This is a genomic window from Bradyrhizobium sp. S3.7.6, assembly GCF_054061875.1.
In genome coordinates this window covers 6,643,813-6,664,772 of record NZ_JBSSEQ010000001.1, presented here as the reverse complement: position 1 = coordinate 6,664,772, position 20,960 = coordinate 6,643,813, and the positions used below count along the sequence as shown (strand labels likewise).

The 20,960-nt window shown below is 63.4% G+C and carries 20 protein-coding genes; 14 read left to right on the top strand and 6 right to left on the bottom strand.

Annotated features, from left to right (window positions below; translation table 11 throughout):
- Nucleotides 1-59: 59 nt before the first annotated feature.
- Complete coding sequence (locus tag ACVJ5M_RS32740; RefSeq protein ID WP_231144511.1) at nucleotides 60-953, top strand: helix-turn-helix transcriptional regulator; 894 nt, start codon at nucleotides 60-62, stop codon at nucleotides 951-953.
- A gap of 302 nt (nucleotides 954-1,255) precedes the next feature.
- Here ACVJ5M_RS32740 and ACVJ5M_RS32735 read toward each other — a convergent pair whose 3' ends face one another.
- The 3 genes from ACVJ5M_RS32735 to ACVJ5M_RS32725 form a co-directional block, all read right to left on the bottom strand.
- Entirely contained in the window at nucleotides 1,256-1,489 is a 234-nt protein-coding gene (locus ACVJ5M_RS32735; protein WP_063984302.1) for a hypothetical protein, read from the bottom strand.
- Nucleotides 1,490-1,642: 153 nt separating this feature from the next.
- Entirely contained in the window at nucleotides 1,643-2,890 is a 1,248-nt protein-coding gene (locus ACVJ5M_RS32730) for an ABC transporter substrate-binding protein (protein ID WP_225004968.1), read from the bottom strand.
- A 380-nt stretch (nucleotides 2,891-3,270) separates the two neighbouring features.
- Nucleotides 3,271-3,513 carry a hypothetical protein gene (locus ACVJ5M_RS32725; RefSeq protein ID WP_063984300.1) on the bottom strand — a complete coding sequence of 81 codons (243 nt, stop codon included), beginning with the start codon at nucleotides 3,511-3,513 and terminating at the stop codon, nucleotides 3,271-3,273.
- Between the two features lie 313 nt (nucleotides 3,514-3,826).
- Here ACVJ5M_RS32725 and ACVJ5M_RS32720 point away from each other — a divergent pair, with 313 nt between their 5' ends.
- Nucleotides 3,827-4,108, top strand: a complete 282-nt coding sequence (locus ACVJ5M_RS32720; protein ID WP_028153535.1) for a hypothetical protein — start codon at nucleotides 3,827-3,829, stop codon at nucleotides 4,106-4,108.
- Between the two features lie 124 nt (nucleotides 4,109-4,232).
- Nucleotides 4,233-7,088, top strand: coding sequence for an ATP-binding protein (locus ACVJ5M_RS32715; protein ID WP_231144512.1), 2,856 nt, complete (start codon nucleotides 4,233-4,235; stop codon nucleotides 7,086-7,088).
- 293 nt (nucleotides 7,089-7,381) lie between these two features.
- Here the strand turns inward: ACVJ5M_RS32715 and ACVJ5M_RS32710 are convergent, their stop codons facing one another.
- The 3 genes from ACVJ5M_RS32710 to ACVJ5M_RS32700 all read right to left on the bottom strand — a co-directional run bounded on the left by ACVJ5M_RS32710 (nucleotide 7,382) and on the right by ACVJ5M_RS32700 (nucleotide 11,407).
- Complete coding sequence (locus ACVJ5M_RS32710; RefSeq protein ID WP_354099316.1) at nucleotides 7,382-8,794, bottom strand: hypothetical protein; 1,413 nt, start codon at nucleotides 8,792-8,794, stop codon at nucleotides 7,382-7,384.
- Nucleotides 8,787-10,283 (bottom strand): ATP-binding protein, encoded by a 1,497-nt coding sequence (locus ACVJ5M_RS32705; protein WP_354099315.1) that lies wholly within the window; start codon nucleotides 10,281-10,283, stop codon nucleotides 8,787-8,789. Before ACVJ5M_RS32705 ends, ACVJ5M_RS32710 begins: the two co-directional genes overlap by 8 nt.
- Nucleotides 10,284-10,513: 230 nt before the next feature.
- Nucleotides 10,514-11,407 carry an SDR family NAD(P)-dependent oxidoreductase gene (locus tag ACVJ5M_RS32700; protein ID WP_063984298.1) on the bottom strand — a complete coding sequence of 298 codons (894 nt, stop codon included), beginning with the start codon at nucleotides 11,405-11,407 and terminating at the stop codon, nucleotides 10,514-10,516.
- 357 nt (nucleotides 11,408-11,764) lie between these two features.
- Here ACVJ5M_RS32700 and ACVJ5M_RS32695 point away from each other — a divergent pair, with 357 nt between their 5' ends.
- The 11 genes from ACVJ5M_RS32695 (at nucleotide 11,765) to mqo (ending at nucleotide 20,948) form a co-directional block, all read left to right on the top strand.
- Nucleotides 11,765-12,817 carry a catalase family peroxidase gene (locus ACVJ5M_RS32695; RefSeq protein WP_063984297.1) on the top strand — a complete coding sequence of 351 codons (1,053 nt, stop codon included), beginning with the start codon at nucleotides 11,765-11,767 and terminating at the stop codon, nucleotides 12,815-12,817.
- A complete protein-coding gene (locus ACVJ5M_RS32690; RefSeq protein WP_063984296.1) occupies nucleotides 12,814-13,377 on the top strand; it encodes a cytochrome b in 564 nt (187 codons plus the stop codon). The genes ACVJ5M_RS32695 and ACVJ5M_RS32690 overlap by 4 nt, the downstream gene beginning before the upstream one ends.
- A gap of 124 nt (nucleotides 13,378-13,501) precedes the next feature.
- Nucleotides 13,502-14,002, top strand: coding sequence for a Dps family protein (locus ACVJ5M_RS32685; protein ID WP_283018590.1), 501 nt, complete (start codon nucleotides 13,502-13,504; stop codon nucleotides 14,000-14,002).
- 38 nt (nucleotides 14,003-14,040) lie between these two features.
- Nucleotides 14,041-14,664 carry a histidine kinase dimerization/phosphoacceptor domain -containing protein gene (locus ACVJ5M_RS32680; protein WP_063984295.1) on the top strand — a complete coding sequence of 208 codons (624 nt, stop codon included), beginning with the start codon at nucleotides 14,041-14,043 and terminating at the stop codon, nucleotides 14,662-14,664.
- Between the two features lie 137 nt (nucleotides 14,665-14,801).
- Nucleotides 14,802-15,401, top strand: a complete 600-nt coding sequence (locus ACVJ5M_RS32675) for an HdeD family acid-resistance protein (RefSeq protein WP_063984294.1) — start codon at nucleotides 14,802-14,804, stop codon at nucleotides 15,399-15,401.
- Between the two features lie 3 nt (nucleotides 15,402-15,404).
- Nucleotides 15,405-16,241, top strand: coding sequence for a formate dehydrogenase accessory sulfurtransferase FdhD (gene fdhD, locus ACVJ5M_RS32670; RefSeq protein WP_063984293.1), 837 nt, complete (start codon nucleotides 15,405-15,407; stop codon nucleotides 16,239-16,241).
- Nucleotides 16,242-16,259: 18 nt separating this feature from the next.
- Nucleotides 16,260-16,961 (top strand): YoaK family protein, encoded by a 702-nt coding sequence (locus ACVJ5M_RS32665; RefSeq protein ID WP_456679568.1) that lies wholly within the window; start codon nucleotides 16,260-16,262, stop codon nucleotides 16,959-16,961.
- 129 nt (nucleotides 16,962-17,090) lie between these two features.
- Nucleotides 17,091-18,527 (top strand): class II fumarate hydratase, encoded by a 1,437-nt coding sequence (gene fumC / locus ACVJ5M_RS32660; protein WP_231144513.1) that lies wholly within the window; start codon nucleotides 17,091-17,093, stop codon nucleotides 18,525-18,527.
- Between the two features lie 13 nt (nucleotides 18,528-18,540).
- Entirely contained in the window at nucleotides 18,541-18,966 is a 426-nt protein-coding gene (locus tag ACVJ5M_RS32655; RefSeq protein ID WP_063984290.1) for a cupin domain-containing protein, read from the top strand.
- The gene (locus ACVJ5M_RS32650; protein WP_063984289.1) at nucleotides 18,963-19,367 is read left to right on the top strand and encodes a cupin domain-containing protein; all 405 of its coding nucleotides are present in this window, start codon (nucleotides 18,963-18,965) and stop codon (nucleotides 19,365-19,367) included. Before ACVJ5M_RS32655 ends, ACVJ5M_RS32650 begins: the two co-directional genes overlap by 4 nt.
- Before the next feature lie 42 nt (nucleotides 19,368-19,409).
- Nucleotides 19,410-20,948: a malate dehydrogenase (quinone) gene (mqo, locus tag ACVJ5M_RS32645; RefSeq protein WP_063984288.1), complete on the top strand. Its 1,539-nt coding sequence runs from the start codon at nucleotides 19,410-19,412 to the stop codon at nucleotides 20,946-20,948.
- Nucleotides 20,949-20,960 lie beyond the last annotated feature (12 nt).

Here is a 20,960-nt window from a genome sequence, read left to right as displayed (position 1 = left end):
CGATGCGCTTCGCCGGAATGGAGCATCATCGTTTGGATTGTCCTTGCCAGAGTAAGATCATGTCTCAGCCATTATTACTGTCGCCACAACCGAAGCATGGCGACACCCAGGCGACCGTCACCGCGGACGAAACAGATTTCCGCTCGGCCATCGCAATGGCCTCGATCGCGCCGCTTCCGAAGGTCATCGCGCCTACCACCGTTTCGCGCAGAGACGATCTGTCCCCCCTTGACGCAACGACGATTGCCTTCGAGCGGCTTGGTCTGGTCATTGCGATCGAAGGGCAGCCACGGCGCAGCTCCAGCATATCCCCGTGTAATCCGGCGCGCGACACCGGCTGGCTGCGCGTCGAAATCCCGTGGCAACGCGCGGCCATGACTGCACCTAGCTCTCTGACAACGGCGTCCATTTGTGACGACGATCCGGTAGTTCAGCGCCTGTCCGAAGCTCTCGTCGCGATGGAGCGATTGAAGGCCACCGATAGCGCCCTTTGCGTCGACGCCCTGCGATTTGCCGTCATTGCCCGGCTCCTCGCCTTGCGGTCCGAGGCGGAGCCGAGGTTCGACGAGCGAACCCGCGTCGGCCAATGCACTTCTGAAAGGCCGGTCCACGGATTGCAGAAGTGGCGGCTCAAGCGGGTGCTCGACTATATCGAGACTCACTTCCGCAAGAAAATCGTGCTGGCGGATCTTGCCGCGGCCGCGGGCCTGAGCCGGATGCATTTCGCCGCCCAGTTCCGCGCCGCGACGGGTTGCAGGCCTCACGAATATATCTTGCGGCACCGGATACAGCGTTCCAAGGATCTGCTGCGGGACTGCGAGATGCCGATTGTTGAGGTCGCGCTCACAGTGGGTTTTCAGAGCCAGGCCCACTTCACGACGACGTTCAGGCGCTTCGCGGGTGACACGCCGAGTCGATGGCGAGATGCCGCTGCGGCTGGATTCGATCTTTGATGCCCTTGCCTCGAGCGAGTAGGCCTCGCCCCCGCGGGGCCTGAGACTGCAGTGGCGAGGTTGGTGAATTCCGCGATGGAGCTGGTATCGCTCTCGGATCCGCTGCAGATGCCGGGCCGCGGCGTTGGTAGGGATCAATGCGTCTCAGACATGGCCGGTCGGAAGAACGGGGCTTCATAGGGCCGCCATTCTTCCTCCAGTCACGTCCGCGAGATGGAAGCCCCCGAAGCGCCGAGATGAACCTCTTCAAGTCCGCGCTGACGATTGCCTTGCGGCAAGGGGGCGCGCTCCGGTTGGCGTGCTCAATAGCCCGACTTGGGCTCGCACGGAGGCCGACGCCAGGGGTCGCTCGCATACGCACCGACGTCGGGAGCGCGAACACAGTTGCGCTTGGACGTCACCGGAACGCGCTGAACCGACGCATAGGCGTCGTCATTGGTCCGGCGCGCCTGGTTGTTGCCTTCGCGAGCCATCGCGGGGGAGGCGATCATGGCCGAAACCATCAGTCCGGCCGACAAGAGCTTCAGTGTAGTCATTGCACGTCTCCTTGACAAAGCGACGCCGGGAACGCCTCGGCTCGCCTGCCAGACATGTGTACGCATGTGTCGGATGAGCAGTATCAATTGAACGATCATTTTCGCCTTTGCACGAAGTCGGCGCCCGCGCTTCATCTCGAAAGCGATTGCTCGCTAGTCGGGCGAAAGCGTTATCTGGTCCGAATGGCCATTCATGAGCGGACCGAACCATTCCCACTTCTCGCCGGTGAAACGCATCATTTGGAGATGCTCGATCGGGCGAAAGTCCGTCGGCGATGTCTTGACCCGGACGCCGGGAATATAGGCCGCCCCCTCGATGTCGAGATTCGTCGCCACCTGCATGATCCTCTCGCGCGTAAGATCGTCGCCACAGCGCCTAAGCACCTCAACGAGCGCGCTCGACATATTGAATGCTACCAGCGGGCCGCTTTCGGATCGATCTGCGTCCGGATAGTATTTCGCCATGAACGCGCGAAAATGCTGCATGCCCGGGTATGAGTCCCACTGCGGGTCGGTCACGTCCATCTGGTACCCGGCACTCAGGACTCCCTTCGCGTTGTCCAGTCCTGCGAGCTTCAACACTGAGCCAACCGAAACCGAGACGTTCGTCATGATGTGGACGGGATGCCAGTCCAGCTCGGCGAGCTTCCTGATCGCCTGAGCCGCGAATTTTGGCGTGGCGACATTGATGAAAATGTCGGGGGCGGCCGCCTTGATCGCCACGATCTGCGAGTCGATTGTCGGCTCGCTGATTTCATATGGCAGGCTCGCAACCACCATTTGCGCGTACCTGTCTTGCAGCACCTCCTTCAGGCCAGCCAGATAATCGCGTCCGAAGTCGTCGTTCTGGTAGAGGATGCCGATCCTGGCGCCAGGGTAATGCGTCAGGACATAGTCCGCGTAGATGCGTGCCTCGGTTCGGTAGCTCGGTAGCCAGCCGATCGTCCACGGAAAGTGGACGGGATCAGCCCAGCGAGATGCTCCCGAAATGGCGAACAATTGCGGCACGTGGCGATTATTCATGTACCTTTGAATGGCGGCGTTGCTCGCGGTGCCGAAGGGGGCGAAGATCGCGAGCACTTCGTCGGCCTCGACGAGCCGCCGTGCCTGCTCGACCGCTCGGGACGGATTGTAGCCATCGTCGTAGGAGATGAACTCGACTGTCCGGCCGTTGATGCCGCCATTGTCGTTGACCATGCGAAAATACGCACTCATCGTCCTGCCGATGATGCCGTAAGCCGATGCCGGGCCGCTATAGGGCATGATGTTGCCGATCCTGATCTCGGTGTCGCTCGCACCGGGATCGTATCGCTGTTGCGCAGAGGCGCTGGCTGCGCCGGCCGCAAATATGACAGTGACGACCGCTAGTTTTCGCAGGCGCCTCGCAATGTCCGGACTCAAATGGCCACTTCCACCGGTGATCAAGCGATGCCTCCATAGCGCTGCTGGTCATCGTGCCTGCCGGGCGGCGGTATGGCGCCAATGGAGGGCCTGCTCGTCCAACAGTCGATAGCCGGAGTGTAGCGCGGGACCCGCCGCGAGCCGGATTACAGAAGCTGAAGAACTGTGAAGTTTTACAATGGTGTGCGTAGAATTGGCCCGTCACCGGCGCCCGATCTGGGGGAGCGTTCTACGCCGTCGTCGCGAACAAACGTCCGGAGCCGATGATATCGATCGAGGCTCCGGACCCGCGGGGTGCGCCGCATGGCGCGGTCGCACTCCGAGCGAGGTCACAGACAGGCATGGTGACGCGGCAATTTGCCTTTGCGTGTTGCCGCCGCTCACCGATGCCCGTGGCGGTTGTAGATGTGGCCCGCTCCGAACACCGGAGCCGCGCCACCGGACCGCTCGAGACCCATTCGCCCTGCCGGCGTCAATGCGCCGCCATTCAGCACGTCGCGATTGGGATACATTGATGCAAATGCGGCGGGCTCCTGATCGGCAAAGGACCAAGCCGCGGAGGCGGATGATATCGTTGCCGTTGAGAGCAGCACTGCGGCGATCAGGGTTTTGAATGCACTCATAGCGAATCTCCATTGTTCGTGACGTGCGGAGAGTCGCTTGGCGATGATCGCTGCTCGGCTGATGGCGTTTCCGGAATTGCTTTCTATACCGGGCTATATAGGCAGTCCGGCCAAAAAACCCCGATTGCTGTGCATCACTCTTGCGAGAAGATGACGGGAATATCAGGCAGAGCGCGCGGTTACGAAGGTCTGATGCGTCTTCGAAGCCGAACTCTGTCACAATTGTCATAGTTGCTCGCGCGATCGTGCATGGTCGAATCGTGTGCGACGCCCAGTTCAAGGTGCAGGTCATACAACATGAGGAGTGTGAGCCATGAGACTGCTCTGGTTTCTCTGCGTCGTTGCCAGCCTTGCGCTCTCGGGCGTTGCATCTGCCCGCGGCGGCATGGGATCTCACATGTCGATGGAGAGCGGCGGCGCGCTCGGTACCAGCGCTGCTGCGCCGGGAACGAACTCGCTCGGCACCGCGCTCCCGTCATCGGAGGGGGTTGGTCATCCGACGAAGGGACCGCTGCTCGGCTCGGATGCGACCATCGACAAGGAGGACGCACGGGTCGAGAAGATGCTGGAAGGATCCATCTGTCGCGGCTGCTGACGTGCGAGCATTGCGATATTTGCGGCGAGTGTCTGGCGGCCTTGGTCGCCGGACAGATTGTGTATTTTGAAAGCGTTGGTGATACGCTGGGCGCAAGATCAAACAACCGCCTGGGGCTATGCCGATGATGGCCGAGCCAAACCAGCGCCCCGTCTACGCTTGCGCTGAATGGGAGATCGATCTTGCCAGACGCGAACTGCGCTCGATGGGAGAGTCCGTTCCTCTGGGCGGTCGTGCCTTTGAGATTCTTGCGGAATTGGCTCAGGCCGAAGGCGGGCTGGTCACCAAGAATGACCTGACAGAGCGTGTCTGGCGCGGCGTCTTCGTCGAGGAGAGTGCACTTCGGGTCCATATCGCGGCGATCCGGAAGGCCTTTGGTTCGGATCGTGACATGCTGGCGACAACGGTCGGCCGGGGCTATCGCCTGCTGGGTTCATGGCGGACCCGGCAGATGGATGCCCCGCTACAATCTGCCGCACCCCAGCCACTGCCGTCGACCAACATTCCCAATGCATCATTCGTTCTCATCGGCCGCACCACCGCGGTCGCGCGTTTGTGGGAGCTTCTGTCGGCTTATCGCGTCGTGAGCCTCGTCGGGCCTGGCGGGATCGGCAAGACGGCCCTTGCACTACAAGCTGCCAGGACGCCGCCAGCCGGTTTTGCGGCCGACCGGTTGCTGGTCGAATTGGCCTCGCTGCCCGATCCCAAGCTCGTGTGCTCGGCCGTCGCCAGCACGCTCGGTATCAAGCTCGAAGGGGAGGAGATCACCCCGGGCTCCATAGCGCGCGCGATTGGCGCCAGGCAGTTGTTGCTCATTCTCGACAATTGCGAGCACGTCGTTGATACCGTGGCCCAACTGGCCGAGACGATCGTCAGCCAGTGTTCCGGAACGATCGTCCTGGCGACAAGTCGCGAAGCGCTGCGCATTGACGGCGAACATGTCTATCGCGTTCCGCCCCTGGGGGTGCCGCCCGAAGTCCGGCTCGGGTCTGACGCCGCATCGGCCTACACGGCGGTAGAATTGTTCACGACCAGAGCGAAAGCGCTGGGCTCCAGCTTCGCGCTCGACGAAGAGAACCTCGATGCCGTCGCAGCCATCTGCCGCCGGCTGGATGGCATTCCGCTCGCGATCGAGTTCGCGGCGGCACGCGCCGTGATGCTCAGTCCGCCGAAGATCGCGGCACTTCTCGACGATAGGTTCAAATTTCTGACGACCGGCCGGCGTACTGCGTTGCCCAGGCAGCAAACGCTTCGTGCGACGCTCGACTGGAGCTACGATCTACTGCCGGACGCCGAGGCGCGGGTCCTGCGGCGGCTCGGCGTGTTTGCCGGAGAGTTTCTGCTCGATGCCGTGATCGCGGTCGCGAGCGAAGGGATGGGCGACGTCACCGCGGAGCTTGCCAACCTGGTGGCAAAGTCGCTCGTCCTTGCGGATATTCGCGGCGAGCGCCCGTACTATCGCCTGCTGGACACCACGCGCGCCTATGCGCTGGAAAAGCTTCACGCCAGCGGCGAATTTCCCGGCGTCGCGCGCCGCCAGGCCGGATACTATGGCGGGTTCTTTGCGAATGCGGAAGCTGACAGCGAAGTGAAGCCGCAGGCGGAGTGGCTCGGCTTCTATGGCCAGCACATCGACAACGTAAGATCCAGCCTCGATTGGGCTTTCTCGCCCGACGGAGATGCGCAGATCGGAGTGGCGCTGACCGCAGGGGCCGTCCCGTTATGGGTACAATTGTCGCTCCTCGCCGAGTGCCGCGAGCGGACCGAACTGGCGTTGGCCAGCCTCGACGGCAGCGCCGCGGGCGCTTTGCGGCTCCGCATGCAATTATCGGCCGCGCTTGGCTGGTCACTGATGTACGGCGTTGGCAGGGCCCGAGAGGCCGGTCCGGCTTGGGCGGCGACCCTGCAGCTGGCCGAGCAGCTCGGCGACAGCGACTATCTCCTGCGCGCGCTTTGGGGGCTGTGCATCGATCAATTCAACAACGGCGAGTTCCGCAAGGCGTTGGAATTCGCGCACCGCTTCGCGGATATCGTGGCCGATTCCCAAAATTCGGTCGACCGGATGATGGGCGATCGGCTGCTTGCCACCACGCTGCACTACCTCGGTGACCAGCGGTTGGCGCATCATCACATTGGGCGGACCTTGTCTCGCCTTTCCGATCTGGCGGCGAAGCCGCAGGTGATCCGTTTCAGGTTCGACCTGCGTGCCTCGGCACGCTATTTCCAGGCGCGCATCCTGTGGCTTCTCGGGTTGGCGGATCAGGCACTGAGCGTCGTCGAGCGCAATGTCGAGGAGGGCCGAGCGAGTGGTCATGCTCTGACCTTCTGCAGCGTGCTTGGCCAGGGCGCCTGTCCGATTGCTTTCCTGGCCGGCGATCTCGATGCTGCGGAAGGCTATTGCACCATGCTGCTCGAGCACACCGAACGTCATCCGATCCGTCTATGGAACGTATGGGCGCGCGCCTTCAGGGGCATGGTCATGGCGCGGCGTGGCGATGTCGCCGCCGGACTGACGTTGCTGCGCAAGGCGCTCGAGCTTGCGGGCGAGGCGCGTTTCCTGCCGCGCTTCCTGCTTCCTCTCGGCGAACTGGCGGCATGTCTCGGAGAGGTCGGCGAAGTATCGCTGGGGCTTGCGACAGCGGATGAGGCGCTCGCGCGCTGCGAGGCGAGGGATGAGCGGTGGTACGCGGCCGAGCTCTGGCGCATCAAGGGCGAGTTGCTCCGGCATCCCGGCGAGCGTCGCTCGGCTATCGCTGCCGAGCAGTGCTTCGACAAGGCGTTCGAAGTGGCGCGCGGCCAAGGTGCGCTGTTCTGGGAGCTGAGGGCGGCCATCAGCCTGGCACGGTTGAGGACGAGTCAGGGCCGTCCCGCCGATGCGCACCAAATCCTGGCTTTTGTGTACGGCAAATTCACCGAAGGTTTCGAGACCGCGGATCTCAGGCTCGCGAGAGCGATGATGACGGAGTTTTCGACCTCATAGGGCTGACGCGCGGTACTACAGGATGCCCCGGGGGCGGCGTCCGATACATGTCATCGGACGCAGGTGCGGCCTCGGCGAGCGCCGCATCCCCCGTGCTCCAGAACGTTGGCTTCGAAGTCCTATTGCCGGACCAAGAATGCGCCGGCCCCTCGACGCGGTCTTTCCACGCCGCGCGCTTCTATCCGGATTGCACGGCATCGCCGCCAGCCGCACGACCTGACCCACAGGAGTTGCGATCACGCCTGATGTCGCTGCGGATTCGCGCACTCCCAGGCGCGCCCGTTGCGGAGCCATCAACTCGCGGCGAGCGAGCCCGAAGGCGGAGACGCCAATTCGGCCAGCAATTCGCTGGCCGCTTTCAGGACGGGCGTATTGAACCCCTCGGTGAATCGTCCATAGATGGGCGCGAGCACGTCTTGCGCTTCACTGCGGCGGCCCCGCCGCTGCAATAGCCCTGCAAGACCGATTGCCGTGCGCAACTCAAAACCGAGCGCCCCCTGATGTCGGGCAAGGTCAAGTGACTGCGCCAGGCTCCGCTCCGCCTCCAGGAAGTCGGGATTGTCCTTGCGGATCAGCACTTCTGCCCTTGCCCGCAACATGTCCGGCATCTCCACCATGAAGTTGCGACGCCGGCCCCGGGCAATCGCCTGATCGAGGATGTCGAGTGCTTCATCTCCACGACCTGTCGCCGCCAGAGCTTCCGCGAGCGGCACGCAAAGTCCGGCCGCCGCGCCGTAGCGCTGGCTCTGCAGCTTCTTGACGGAGGCGTTCAGCATGGCCAGCCCGATATCACTCTCGCCGCGCGCCAACAGCGCAATCCCTTTCATGGCGTCGCCGACCGTCTGGAGGGTGGCGAGATTATGCTTGCGGGTCTCCACGAGGAGCCTGTCAATGTGCTCTTCGCACACGCCCACATCCCCGTTCCAAAGGAAAACACCGAATGCCCAGGGCAGCGCTATGCACAATATGGTCGGATGGTTGATGGCGATCACATCGGAGATGGCTTGGCGCGCCGTCGCCGTGGCCTGATCGGGATGTCCCTCGAGCCACAAGATGCGGGCGAGGGTGATTTGAGGACGCTTCGGGTAATCGGACGTCAGGCCGCCACGGGAGTCGCCTTCCAGTCCCGGATGGGACAGCGCCGCTTCGACGTACGAGCGAGACGCGGCAACCTCGCCCAGATAGTGGCACGACGTTCCGAGCAACATGCGCATGCGCGCCACTCCGACGGAATCGTTGCTGGCGAGGGCAATCGCTTCGCCGCGCTTAGCGGTGGCCAGCGCATCGTCAAAATTGCCGACCAGCAATTGGAGCAGATGCAGTCGGCCAATCAGGCGGATTTGGCCGGCGACATCGCCAATTGTCTCCGCCAACCGGACCGCTCTGTCGAGATAGCCGACGCCCAATTCGTCGATTTGTCCCGTCAGCATCCGCGCCGACGCCAGCGCGGCATGAAGTGCGAGGTCGTGCCTGACACTTCCGCCCGTCTCACGAAGCGCTTCGATTGCGCGCGTGACCCAGAGCTGGCATTCGGTGAAGAGCGACAGCTTGAAGAACAGGGGGATCGCTGCGGCAGCGAGGCCGACGCCGGTTCTGCGGTCGCCTCGATCCGAGAAGCACCACGCCAGCGCGCTGCGTATGTCGCCGAATTGATCGGCCATCGACGACAGGCCTTCATTCGGCTCGTCGGCCGTCTCTTCAAGCAAATCTCGAAAGTAGGAGGCGTGGCGTAGCGGCACGATCTCGGCGTCGGTGCTGGCGGCGAGCTTCTCCTGCGCGTAGGCCCGCGTCGCGTCCGAGCCTGTAGCGAATCGATTGCGAGTCCTGGTTCGGGGCAAGCATCGACTTGGCCACGAGGTTGTCGAGCGCAGCCATGGTCGTGTCGTCGCTGGTCGCATCGCTGCCGGCGATCGCTCGGGCCGCATCGGCGGTGAAGCTGCCGACGAACACGGATAGCTGGCTGAGAACCACCCGTTCGGGCCCGGATAGAAGATCGTAGCTCCACTCGATGGTTGCGCGAAGCGTGCGGTGCCGGGGCAGCGCCGTGCGTCGTCCTTCCCACAGCAGATTGAAGTGCTTGTCGAGGAGTTGGACCATGGCCTTGACGCCGTAGGCGGTCACATGGCCGGCGGTGAGCTCGATCGCGAGCGGGATGCCATTGAGCCGACGGCAGACGTTGCCGACGTCCGACGCGTTCGCATCCGTCAATCCGAACCCACCTCCAGCTGCGGCCGCGCGTTCCACGAAGAGCTTTACGGAGGGGTAGGCAATCGCGCTCTCGGCCGTCAGAACGGCGTTTTCCGGCGGGCTTGTCAGAGGCGAGAGGCGATATGTGTGCTCGCCTTCGACCCGCAGCAGCTCCCGGCTCGTGGCCATGATGTGCAGCTGCGGTGCCTCCTGGTAGAGCCGTTCGGCCAGCGCCGCCGCGGCGTCGACGACATGCTCGCAGCAATCCAGAATGAGCAGCATCCGCCGGTCGCGCAGGAATGCAACAAGACTGTTTGAGGGATCGTCCGATCGCGCCCGCAGTCCGAGCGAAGATGCTGCAATGGCCGGCACCAGAGCGGCATCGCGGGTCTCGCCGAGACTGACGAAGTGAACCTGGCCGGCGAATTCCGCGAGAAGGGCGTGGCCCGCGGAAACAGCGACCGTCGTCTTGCCGATGCCGCCCGGGCCGACGACCGTGATGAAACGCTGGGCTTTGAGCCTTTCCGATATATCCTGGATGGTTTGCTCGCGGCCCACCATCTGCCAGGGATGTGCCGGCAGGTTGTGCGCGCGAACAGGCTTGGTCGGTGCAGGTTGATTCTGCTCCGGTGTCGCGGCCGAACCGACGAAACAATAACCCTGTCCCGAGACCGTGCTCAGATATTTGGCGCCGGCATTGCCGTCCCCGAGCGCCTTGCGGAGTGCTGCGATATGGACGCGCAGGCTGTTGTCATCGACGCTGGAGCCTGGCCATGTCCTGGCTATCAGATCGCCCTTGCTGACGACTTCGCCCGCATGCCGGATCAGTGTCAGCAGCAGGTCAAATGCGCGAGCCGACAGTTGGACCGGATTGCCATCCTTCTCGATCCGTCTCTGCGAAGCGTCCAGACGAAACGGCCCAAAGACGAAAATCTCTTGAGCGGAGCTCTCCTGGAGAGAGGGTCCGGTCGTGGCTGTTGTGGCGTTGCTCTGCCAGCGGTGGACCATTTGGAAATATCAAATCCGACGACCAACTCGTCGTACTCTATGACTTGAACTCGGGCCGAAACGTGTGACCGCGGTGGCAGCTTCAAACGTAACATCCAGCAGTATCGCGGTAAAGGATCACCGATGGATGTCGCTGATCACTTTCGTCCGGAGGGCAGGGAACTCCGGGGAGAGTCCTGATTTTTTGGGAAACGACCGTCGATTGGGGAAATCTCCGCCGATGGGCGATCTCATCGGATCAACACCGGCTTGAGAAGATCCTCCAGGCCGATCCGGCCGAACAGTTCCGTGCGTGCGCGGTCGGCGACGGCGTCGACAGCTGCCGCCCCATCGTCATCCGGGCCGAAATGAACTTTCAGCGGACGTTGTCCGAACGGCATGTTCACGACATTCGCAACTGTGCTTGCGACATCTTGTGGGGCCGTATCCTTCGGCGAAAGCTGCGCGAGTCCCGCAAGCGCGATTTCACTCACGTCGGCGGTCGGACCATCCGCGTATTCTTCCGCCCGAACAGTATCCTGCGGCCGGCCGGATCGGACATAGTGGCCGGGTCCGAGAGCACTGGGAACGATGATGGTCGTCTCGACGCCCCAACGTGCGAGCTCGCCGGCGTAACTGAGTGCCAGCGAATCCAGGGCGGCTTCCGTTGAAGCACAGGCGCCGAGGAACGGAACCGAGCTGCCCCGTGCGCTGCTTGACGTGATCCATATCAGCAAGCCCTGACCTTGCTTGCGCAATTGTGGCAACGCCGCGCGATTGAGGCGCTGTGCGATCAGGACGTTGGTATCGTAGAGCTCGGCGAGCTGCTCCGGCGTGAAGGCTTCTGCGGGTCCGTAAACGACTTGCCGGGCATTGTGCACGACCACGTCGAGGCGGCTGTTTTCGGCGATGATGGTCTCAACGGCCGAGGTCACTGAGGAGTCCGAAGAGACGTCGAACTCGATCGTGCGGAGATCGGCGCCGGGCTGGCCGGGATTTGATCCAGCCTCCTCGATCCCTTGCGCAATAGGGCCACTCATTTCCCGGCTTGAAACGTAGACCGTGTGGCCTGCCTGCATCAGTTGCCGGCAGGTGGTTCGTCCGATGCTGTTTGCAGCACCCGTGACGATGATCACTTTGCTCATTCGATTCCCAATCGCATTCCAGCCTCTGCGGCGCTGGCGGCCCCGTCGCGACACGGTCCATCGTTCGGGAGTCGACCGCCGCCATCGTGCGAAGCGCATCTGGAATAGGGCGGGGCGCAGGGTGGGTCTTTTCGGGCATCACGATCGATTGTCAAATTGCACGAAAAATTTCGAGAATGCCCGAAGCCGGATCCGGTCCGGCGAACGCCGAAGACAGTTCAGGCGTGCCTTCGCGAAATTGGCGGTGGGTTCGAAAAGATCGGGCCTTGGCCGCCGGCTACAAGGAGGCTGCTTCGCTCGAAAGAGCGCCGCGCGCACCCGATCGCCAGGCGGTCTGCGCATCGCAAAGGAGACCGGATGAATCAAGGCAAGCTACCACGTTCGGGGCTTGGGTCCCTCGTCCTGATTGCGGCCGTGGTCGGCGGCGGCGCGGCTGCCTTCGCATACACTGCGGGATGGTTCTCGCCGGGGCGTCTGACGCCGGAACGGATGATCGCGGCGCTGACGCCTCCGAGCGGCCCGCCGCTCGGGCACCGGCGAAATCATGCCAAGGGAATCTGCTTCACCGGGACATTCGAGGCGAATGGAAACGGTGCGGAGCTCTCCCGGGCCAGGGTCTTCGCGCAGGGGCACTATCCGGCCTTGGGCCGTTTCAATCTCGGCACGGCCGATCCGAACGCGGTTGATGCGACCGTGCGCGTCCGCGGCCTCGGATTGCTGATCACGACGGCAGACGGCGAAGAGTGGCGCATGGCGATGATCAACCCGCCGTTCTTTGCGGTTTCCACGCCGCAGGCATTTCACGACCTGCTGATCGCATCCGGCAAGAAGGATCCGGAGGCGATGAAGGCGTTCATTCAGGCCAACCCGGAATTCGGCCCCTTCGCGGCCTGGGCCAAGACGGCGCCCTGGACCGGCAGTTATGCGGAGGAGCCCTATAACGGCCTCAACAGCTTCGTCTTCACGGACGCCGGAGGCGGCGACCACACCGTGCGATGGTCGCTGTTGCCCTCGGCGCAACCCATTCCGATCTCGCAGGCCGACCTCGAAAAGCGCGGGCCGGATTATCTCGAGCAGGAGATCACCGAACGGGTCCGGACCGCCGGTCCACTGCGATGGACCATGGTCACGACCGTCGCCGATCCGGGCGACCCGACCGCGGATCCGAGCAAGGCCTGGCCGGAGAACCGTCGCAAAGTGGAGGTCGGAACGCTGATCGTGCAGCGGATCGAGCCGGAGCGCGATGGACCGTGCCGCGACATCAATTTCGATCCGGCGGTCCTGCCACAGGGAATCCGGGTGTCGGACGATCCGTTCCCGGCTGCACGCTCATCGGTCTACCGCAAATCCTACGATCTGCGCGCGGCCGAAGCCAGGGACTATCCGCGAACCGGGACCGCCAAGCCATGACCAGCGCTCCTCATCGTTTTGCCCTGATCCAGCGGGTTCTGCACTGGCTGATGGCGGTCTGCATCCTCGCCATGCTGTTCATTGGCGTCGGCATGGTCTCCACGGTCGCGCCGAAATATCTGCCGCTCATCCTGGTCCACAAGACGATCGGCGTCATCCTGCTGGTCCTCGTGCTGATCAGGCTGGCGTTGCGGCTGCATTACGGTGCGCCGCCATTGCCGGCCGATCTTTCGAGACCTATGAGGTTTGGAGCAAAATTGTCGCATCAGCTCCTGTATGGCCTCATGATCGTCATGCCGTTGCTCGGTCTCGGCATGCTCTGGGCCGCGGCCTATCCGGTCGTCCTGTATGGCGGGATCCAAATTCCCGCACTGCTGCCGCAGAGCGACCTGATGCACACGCTGCTCTGGAATGCCCACGTCTATCTGGGTTTCGCGTTCTTTGCCCTCGTGCTGCTGCATCTGGCGGCGGGGCTATTCCACGCATTGATCCGTCGCGATGGCGTATTCGAATCGATGTCGCTTCTGCCGCTGCGGGACAGGGTGACACAAGCGAAATGAACCCGCTGCGCGCCGGCGGGCGCCCCTCGCAGGCGTGCGATCCCAAAAGGATCTTTCGCGCCGGAAAGATTCCTCGCGCACCGCGCGGTTAGATGTTTCCAACCTCCAGCAAAGGATGCCGACCATGACCAAAGCTGACCTCCAAAGCCCGACGGATCTCGGAGCGAATGCGAACCGGGACGTTCCAGCCGCGCTGAGAGCGCTGCTCGCCGACGTTTTCGCTCTCTACCTGAAGACCAAGAACTTCCACTGGCACGTGTCGGGCAGCCACTTTCGCGACTACCACCTTATGCTCGACGAGCAGGCCGACCAAATCTTGGCCATGACTGACGACATCGCCGAACGCGCACGCAAGATCGGCGGCACGACGCTACGCTCGATCGGCCACATCGCGCGCGAGCAGCGCATTCTCGACAACGATGCCGACTATGTCGATCCGCAGGACATGCTCGCCGAGCTGCGCAGCGACAACCAGCAGCTAACGCGGGAAATGCGCCGGGTCCACGAGCTCTGCGACGAATACGGCGATGTCGCCACCGCGAGCGTCCTGGAAAACTGGATCGACGAAACGGAACGGCGCATCTGGTTCCTCTACGAGACCGGCCGAAGCGGCCAGAACCCGTAAGTGCAAAGCACGCCGTTGGGCCGGGAGGCGGGTGAAGGATGAGCAGCCTCTCGGAACTCCTGACGGATGGCGGCGTCAAGGCGGAGCGCCTGCTGCTGCGTGAGCTCGCGCACCGGATCGACGACGAGCTCGCCTCGGCGATTGATCTGGTGGCGCAGGCGGCCGATCGTTGCGACGGCATCGAAGCGAGGGCGACCCTCGCTTCCGTGCAGGACCGGCTGGAAGGTCATGCACAACTTCACCACGCGCTGCAAATGCCGCAGTTCACCACCACCGTCGATCTGGCGGCCTATCTTCAGCAATTGTGCCGGTCGATCAGCCGCTCGAGTCTCGAAGACAAGGGTATTGCGCTCTCGCTGCTGCTGCATCCGCTGCAGATGAGTTCTGAGCGCTGCTGGCTGCTGGGGATGATCGTCTTCGAACTGATCACCGGTGCGGTGCGCCACGTATCCCACTGCGGAGCAGGCGCCATTCGTCTCGAAGTATGGCTCACGGCGACGTCGGTTGCGTGCAGCGTCATGGACAACGGCTCGTCCGACGAAAGTCGGTACCGGGAAGAGGACCGCTCCATCGTCGAGACGCTTGCGGCGCGTCTGCACGGGACCGTCGACGTCCGCGGCGGCCCCGACGGATTCAGGACCGTCGTGACCATCCCGCGTTAGTCGCGACGCTCGCGCAACGATCCGTATCGTGCGGATCAAATAATATCGCTGCGTCCTCGAAAGATGACTTGGGACAGATCTCGATACGCTTGCCCTATTCATGATCTGCGGATCGTCGTGCGAACAAGGGTCAAGCCATGACGGACATGTCGAACTCGAAGGCCTCGCTCGGATGGGCGATCCACGCCATCACCGGAAAATGGGGCTGGTTCGTTGCGCTGGGTGTCGGCGAACTGATCCTCGGCGGTGTTGCATCTGCCAATCTTATGGCGGCGAACCTCGCGTCCGTACTGGTCATCGGCGCCACCATGGCGGTCGCCGGCATTTTCCAGATCGTGCAAGCGTTTTCAGTGCGCGGCTTGCGGGGATTCCTGCTTTGGCTACTGGCCGGGATCGTCTATGCGGCCGCCGGGGCCATCATACTCTACGATCCGATCCTCGCTTCGTTCACGCTGTCTCTCGCAGTGTGCGCCTTCCTGGTCGTAGCCGGGGTGATAAGGATCTGGGCCGGGTTCCATATCCGGCCGGCCGCGGGCTGGCGTTGGATCGTGGCTGCGGGCGTCCTGACCTTCTGCGTCGGTGTCATGCTGGTTGCGGCTTGGCCCGCCATCGGTTTGTGGCTGCTTGGTGTGATGCTGGTCGTCGACCTGATCTTCCAGGGATGGGGATTCATCGCATTCGGGGTCGCGCTCAAGAGCCGCGCGTCCCGCCATTCGTCCCAGCCGGCGACGGTATGAGTCATGGCGAAAGGCTCGACATTCACCCGGCATTGGGAGATTGCCTGGCGCGGCGGTCAGACGAGGTCGACCTCGCGGCTGGTTGCCGAGGAGACCGCGATTGCGCTCACCTATAACGGCTCGACCCAGGCGGTGATGATGGGCACGCCGGGAGATCTGGAGGATTTCGGTATCGGCTTCAGCCTCACCGAGGCCATCGTCGAACGTGCGAGCGAGATCAGCAGCATCGAGCTGATCCCGAACGATCTCGGTGTCGAGGTTCGGATGTGGCTCGATGGTGACCGCGCGGCATCCCTGGCTGCACGGCGCCGAACCATCAGCGGCCCCGTTGGCTGCGGGCTATGCGGCATCGAGAGCCTCGAACAGGCTCGCCGCGCGCCGGCGCGGGTGAAGGGCCGGGGCATCGTTTTTCACGCGCGCGACTTGCTGGGCGCCATGCAGGCCCTTTCTCCGCACCAAATCCTCAATCAGCAAACGCGGGCCGTCCACGCGGCGGCCTTCTGGCATCCGCGGGCCGGCATCGGCCTGGTCAGAGAGGACGTCGGCCGGCACAATGCGCTCGACAAGCTCGCCGGCGCGATCGTACGCGAGGGGAGATCGGCGTGCGATGGCGCGGTACTGCTGACCAGCCGCGTTTCGGTCGAGATGGTGCAGAAAGCGGCGATGCTCGGCGCACCGGTCATCGTGGCCGTATCCGCACCCACCGCACTCGCGATCAAGACCGCGGATGAAGCGGGGATCACGCTGCTCGCGATCGCTCGCGATGACGGATACGGCGTATTCACGCACCCGCGTCGCGTTCTGCTGCCGGATGAGGCCGCAACGCACGCCGGCTGCTGACCTCGCGGGCCGACGCACATGGCGATGCAAGCCGTATCTCCGGAACCGGTCGCCGAGACCGGAAGCGTCGTCCATGCTCCGGAGCGATCGGTTCTCGTGGCGTCTCTTCTGAGCATGACGGGCGGCTTTCTCGACGCCTTTACGTGGCTCTCGCTCGGCGGCGTGTTTGCAAGCTCGCAAACCGGCAATGTTATCTTCCTCGGCATCGACGCCATGTCCGGGCAATGGCGGCAGGCAACCCATCATCTTCTTCCGCTTGCCGCCTTTCTGCTCGGCGCATCGCTGGCAATCCGCCTCAAGTCGCCGCTGCTCTGCCTCGCCGGAGAGATCGTCTGCCTGGTAGCGGTGATGCTGTTGTATCATCGGATTCCGGACATGATCACGATCCTCGGAATCTCCTTCGGCGCCGCGCTGCAGTCGGCCAGCTTCAGGCAGGTCGAACGCTGGAAATATCTCACCGTCACCGTCACCGGCAATATGCTCCGTGCCATCGATCAATCAGTTGCGTCCGATCGCGATGCGGCGCGCGGCACCGCAGTCATGCTTCTGGTCTGCCTGATGTTTCCTGTCGGGGGCCGCCATCGGGGCCTGCGTGACGAAATGGCTGCACGCCTGGAGCCTTGTCCTGCCGATCGCATCGTCGGTGTGCGTTCTTTGGCTCTGCCGGCCGCAACTGCGAAGCTGAACCGTCGATCCAAGTCTCGTGATTTCGCTCGTTGACGGTGCGGAGCGCGCACCATGCCATTCGGCAAAAGGACGTTCATTCAAGGAAGCGTGCGCGTCATGCGGTGCGTACACTTTCCAACAGCGCCGAGATGGCCTTTCGACGTCAACTGCCAAGAGGCACGGATGAACGACCTTCGCAAAGAGACGGACAGCCTGGGTGAAGTGGACGTTGCCGCGGACAAGCTCTGGGGGGCGCAGACGCAGCGTTCGCTCGAGCATTTCAGCATCGGCAAGGACCTGATGCCGCGCGAAATGATCCAGTCCTACGCGATCCTGAAGAAGGCGGCCGCGAACGCCAATTGCGCCGGCGGCCGTCTCGACGGCAAGGTCCACAAGCTGATCGCGCATGTCTGCGACGAGATCCTCTCCGGCCAACATCAGGACATGTTTCCGCTTCACGTCTGGATGACCGGCAGCGGAACGCAATTCAACATGAACGTGAACGAGGTGATCTCGAACCGATGCTGCCAGCTCGCGGGCACGCCGCTCGGGAGCAAGCATCCGGTTCACCCGAACGATCACGTCAATATGTCGCAATCCTCGAACGACAGCTTTCCCTCGGCCATGTACATCGCGGCCGCGATGAACGTGACCGAGCGGCTCGTTCCGGCGGTCGAGGCGTTGCACGACGCAATCGCGGCAAAATCGAGCCAGTGGGACGACGTCGTCAAGATCGGCAGAACCCACATGCAGGACGCGACCCCCCTGACGCTCGGGCAGGAATGGTCCGGCTATGCCGGCATGCTCGCCGACGATCTGGCCCGCATCGACGACGCGCTCAAGGGCGTCTTCCGGCTCGCCCTGGGCGGCACGGCCGTCGGCACCGGCATCAATGCCGCGCCGGGCTTCGCCGAGGCCGTCGCCGCGGAAATCGCGCGGCTGACGGGGCTGCCCTTCGTCAGCGCACCGAACAAGTTTGCCGTCCAGGGTGCGCATGACGCGCTGGTGCAGCTATCCGGCACGCTCCGCACGCTCGCGGGGTCGCTCTACAAGATCGCGAACGACATCCGTCTGATGTCCTGCGGCCCGCGCGCGGGCTTTGCCGAATTGCTGATCCCCGAGAACGAGCCGGGTTCGTCGATCATGCCGGGCAAGGTCAACCCGACGCAGGCCGAAGCGCTGACGATGATCGCCGTGCAGGTGATGGCGAACGACGTCGCCGTCGGGTTCGGCGGAGCCGGCGGCTATCTGGAAATGAATGTCTACAAGCCGCTGATCATCCACAACATCGCGCAGTCCGTCACCATCCTGACCGATGGTTGCACCAATTTCCGCACCTTCCTCGTCGAGGGCACCGAGCCGAACCACAGGAAGATCAAGGAGTATGTCGAGAGATCGCTGATGCTCGTGACGGCGCTGGCGCCCGTAATCGGCTACGACAAGGCGTCGCGGATCGCGCACTATGCGATGGACAACGATCTCACGCTGAAGTCGGCGGCGCTCAAGCTCGGTTTCGTGACCGAGCCGGAGTTCGACCGCATCGTGGATCCCGCCAAGATGGTCAAGCCCTATGTGGCCGAGATCAAGGTGCCGCTCGCAATCGGCGCGAAGGCCGGCTGAAGGGGCGGCGGCAATGATCCGGTGCGTCAGACTCTGGACGGGTGCGGATGGCAAGTCGCACTTCGAGGATGGCGTCGTCGAGCTCGCGCGCGGGGCGAGGGGCGATGCGCTCAGCGCAAAGCTTCGGATCGATGCCGCTTCGTTCCACGAAACGGATGCAGATCCGAAACTCGGCTGGCATCCCGACGCAGCGCGCCAGCTCGTCATGTCCCTGAGCGGGACGCTACGGTTCGAAACTGCGGATGGAAGCTTCACGCTGCGCCCGGGCGATGTCCTGTTCACGGAAGATACCGGTGGGACGGGCCACAATTGGACCATGACGGACGAGGCGCCGTGGCGGCGCCTCTACACGGTTCTCGAGCCGGACGCCGAGGTGCCGTTCCGGTCCGAACGACGCCGCGCAGGCGGCGCAACCACAATGCAAGGAGAGACACGATGATCCGCTGTGTGCGCCTATGGACCGGAGAGGACAACAACTCGCATTTCGAGGAAGGCTTCCTCGAGCTGGAGCCGGGACAGCGCGGCGACTTCCTGACCGGAAAGATCGATGCCGCCAGCGTCTCCTTTCAGGAAACGGAATCGGGCGGAGCTTTCGCCTGGCACACCGCGCCGATCCGGCAGCTGGTGATCACGCTCAGCGGATCGCTCGATTTCCAGACGCGTGACGGCCACCACTTCCTGCTCCACCCCGGCAACATCCTGCTGGCGGAGGACACCGCCGGCTCGGGGCATAGCTGGAAATTGACCGACGATTCATCCTGGCGCCGTGCCTACGTGATCCTGCGCCCGGGAGCGGACGTGCCGTTCCGCGCCAAGGTGCGGCAATCGGTGCGGGCCTGATCGAGCCATCCAAAGCAGCAACACCCGACGAAGGAAATAGCCATGTCAGCAGCTTCCGACCGCGAAACTGATGTCGTCCTCATTGGCGCCGGCATCATGAGCGCGACCCTCGGCGTCTTTCTCAAGGAGCTCGAGCCCTCTCTGTCGATCCAGATGTGCGAGATTCTCGGGGATTGCGCGCAGGAAAGCTCCGACTCCTGGAACAATGCCGGTACCGGCCACGCGGCGAACTGCGAGATGAACTATACGCCGCAGCGGCCCGACGGCAGCATCGACATCTCCAAGGCGCTCCAGGTCAATGTCGAGTTCGATCTGTCCCGGCAGTTCTGGTCCTACCTGATCGGGCGCGGAGAGATCGCGGATCCGCAAGCGTTCATCCATCCGGTCCCGCATATGAGCTTCGTGCACGGCGCGGAGAACGTCGAATTTCTCGGAAAGCGGTTCAAGGCGATGTCGGCCCATCATTGCTATGAGGGGATGGAGCATACCGAGGATCCCAGGCAGATTGCCGAATGGGCGCCGCTGGTGATGGACGGACGGACTGGCGACGAGCCGGTTGCCGCAACACGGATCATCACCGGCACCGACGTCGACTACGGCTCGTTGACGCATCTGCTGGTCAAGCATCTGGTCAACCAGCCGGGCTGCGCCGTCCACTACAACAGCTGTGTCACCGGTCTTGACCGGGAGCAGGGCGGCCGGTGGCGCGTCGAAGTGCGCGACACCGCGAGCGGCGAGACGCGATCGGTGCGCGCAAAGTTCGTCTTCATCGGTGCCGGCGGCGGCGCGCTGCCGTTGCTGGAGAAATCCGGTATCCCGGAGGGGCGCGGCTATGGTGGTTTCCCGGTCAGCGGGATCTGGCTGCGCTGCGATGATCCCGAGATCAACAAGCGTCACCATGCCAAGGTCTACGGCAAGGCCGCGGTCGGCTCCCCGCCGATGTCGGTGCCGCATCTCGATACACGGGTGATCGGCGGCCAGCACTCGTTGCTGTTCGGTCCCTATGCCGGCTTCTCGAGCAAATTCCTCAAACACGGCTCGCTGCTCGATCTCTTCGAGTCCATTCGTCCCGCCAACGTCAAGCCGCTGCTTTCGGTGGCGCGCGACAATTTCGATCTCACCGAATACCTGGTCGGGCAGGTGCTGCAATCCGAGGGACACCGGCTCGCGGCGCTCGACGAATATTTCCCGAAGGCCGACCCGAAGGACTGGAGGCTGCAGGTTGCGGGCCAGCGGGTCCAGATCATCAAGCCCAATGTCAAGCGTGGTGGGTTGCTCGAGTTCGGGACCGAGCTCGTCGGCGCGGACGATCATTCGCTGGTGGCCCTGCTCGGTGCTTCACCGGGGGCGTCCACTGCCGCGTTCATCGCCATCAGCGTGCTCGAGAAGTGCTTCGCCGGCGAGCTGACGGCAAGCGCCTGGCTGCCCAAGCTGAAGCAGATCATCCCGTCCTATGGCGTGTCGCTGATCGACGATGCGGATTTCTGTCGCCAGATTCGTGCAGCGACCGCCGCGGTCCTCAAGGTCGACAACATTCCGCAGCCGGCCGCACGCGCGCCGGCGGCCGCGAAACGGGCGTGAACCAACGGAGAA

Bases quoted from the DNA above. Each gene is read 5' to 3' on its own strand.
- ACVJ5M_RS32735 (WP_063984302.1), bottom strand. From the start codon at position 1,489: ATGACTACACTGAAGCTCTTGTCGGCCGGACTGATGGTTTCGGCCATG.
- mqo (WP_063984288.1), top strand. From the start codon at position 19,410: ATGTCAGCAGCTTCCGACCGCGAAACTGATGTCGTCCTCATTGGCGCC.
- fumC (WP_231144513.1), top strand. From the start codon at position 17,091: ATGAACGACCTTCGCAAAGAGACGGACAGCCTGGGTGAAGTGGACGTT.
- ACVJ5M_RS32690 (WP_063984296.1), top strand. From the start codon at position 12,814: ATGACCAGCGCTCCTCATCGTTTTGCCCTGATCCAGCGGGTTCTGCAC.
- ACVJ5M_RS32700 (WP_063984298.1), bottom strand. From the start codon at position 11,407: ATGAGCAAAGTGATCATCGTCACGGGTGCTGCAAACAGCATCGGACGA.
- ACVJ5M_RS32695 (WP_063984297.1), top strand. From the start codon at position 11,765: ATGAATCAAGGCAAGCTACCACGTTCGGGGCTTGGGTCCCTCGTCCTG.
- ACVJ5M_RS32725 (WP_063984300.1), bottom strand. From the start codon at position 3,513: ATGAGTGCATTCAAAACCCTGATCGCCGCAGTGCTGCTCTCAACGGCA.
- ACVJ5M_RS32720 (WP_028153535.1), top strand. From the start codon at position 3,827: ATGAGACTGCTCTGGTTTCTCTGCGTCGTTGCCAGCCTTGCGCTCTCG.
- ACVJ5M_RS32655 (WP_063984290.1), top strand. From the start codon at position 18,541: ATGATCCGGTGCGTCAGACTCTGGACGGGTGCGGATGGCAAGTCGCAC.
- fdhD (WP_063984293.1), top strand. From the start codon at position 15,405: ATGGCGAAAGGCTCGACATTCACCCGGCATTGGGAGATTGCCTGGCGC.
- ACVJ5M_RS32675 (WP_063984294.1), top strand. From the start codon at position 14,802: ATGACGGACATGTCGAACTCGAAGGCCTCGCTCGGATGGGCGATCCAC.
- ACVJ5M_RS32685 (WP_283018590.1), top strand. From the start codon at position 13,502: ATGACCAAAGCTGACCTCCAAAGCCCGACGGATCTCGGAGCGAATGCG.
- ACVJ5M_RS32740 (WP_231144511.1), top strand. From the start codon at position 60: ATGTCTCAGCCATTATTACTGTCGCCACAACCGAAGCATGGCGACACC.
- ACVJ5M_RS32665 (WP_456679568.1), top strand. From the start codon at position 16,260: ATGGCGATGCAAGCCGTATCTCCGGAACCGGTCGCCGAGACCGGAAGC.
- ACVJ5M_RS32680 (WP_063984295.1), top strand. From the start codon at position 14,041: ATGAGCAGCCTCTCGGAACTCCTGACGGATGGCGGCGTCAAGGCGGAG.
- ACVJ5M_RS32705 (WP_354099315.1), bottom strand. From the start codon at position 10,283: ATGGTCCACCGCTGGCAGAGCAACGCCACAACAGCCACGACCGGACCC.
- ACVJ5M_RS32650 (WP_063984289.1), top strand. From the start codon at position 18,963: ATGATCCGCTGTGTGCGCCTATGGACCGGAGAGGACAACAACTCGCAT.
- ACVJ5M_RS32715 (WP_231144512.1), top strand. From the start codon at position 4,233: ATGATGGCCGAGCCAAACCAGCGCCCCGTCTACGCTTGCGCTGAATGG.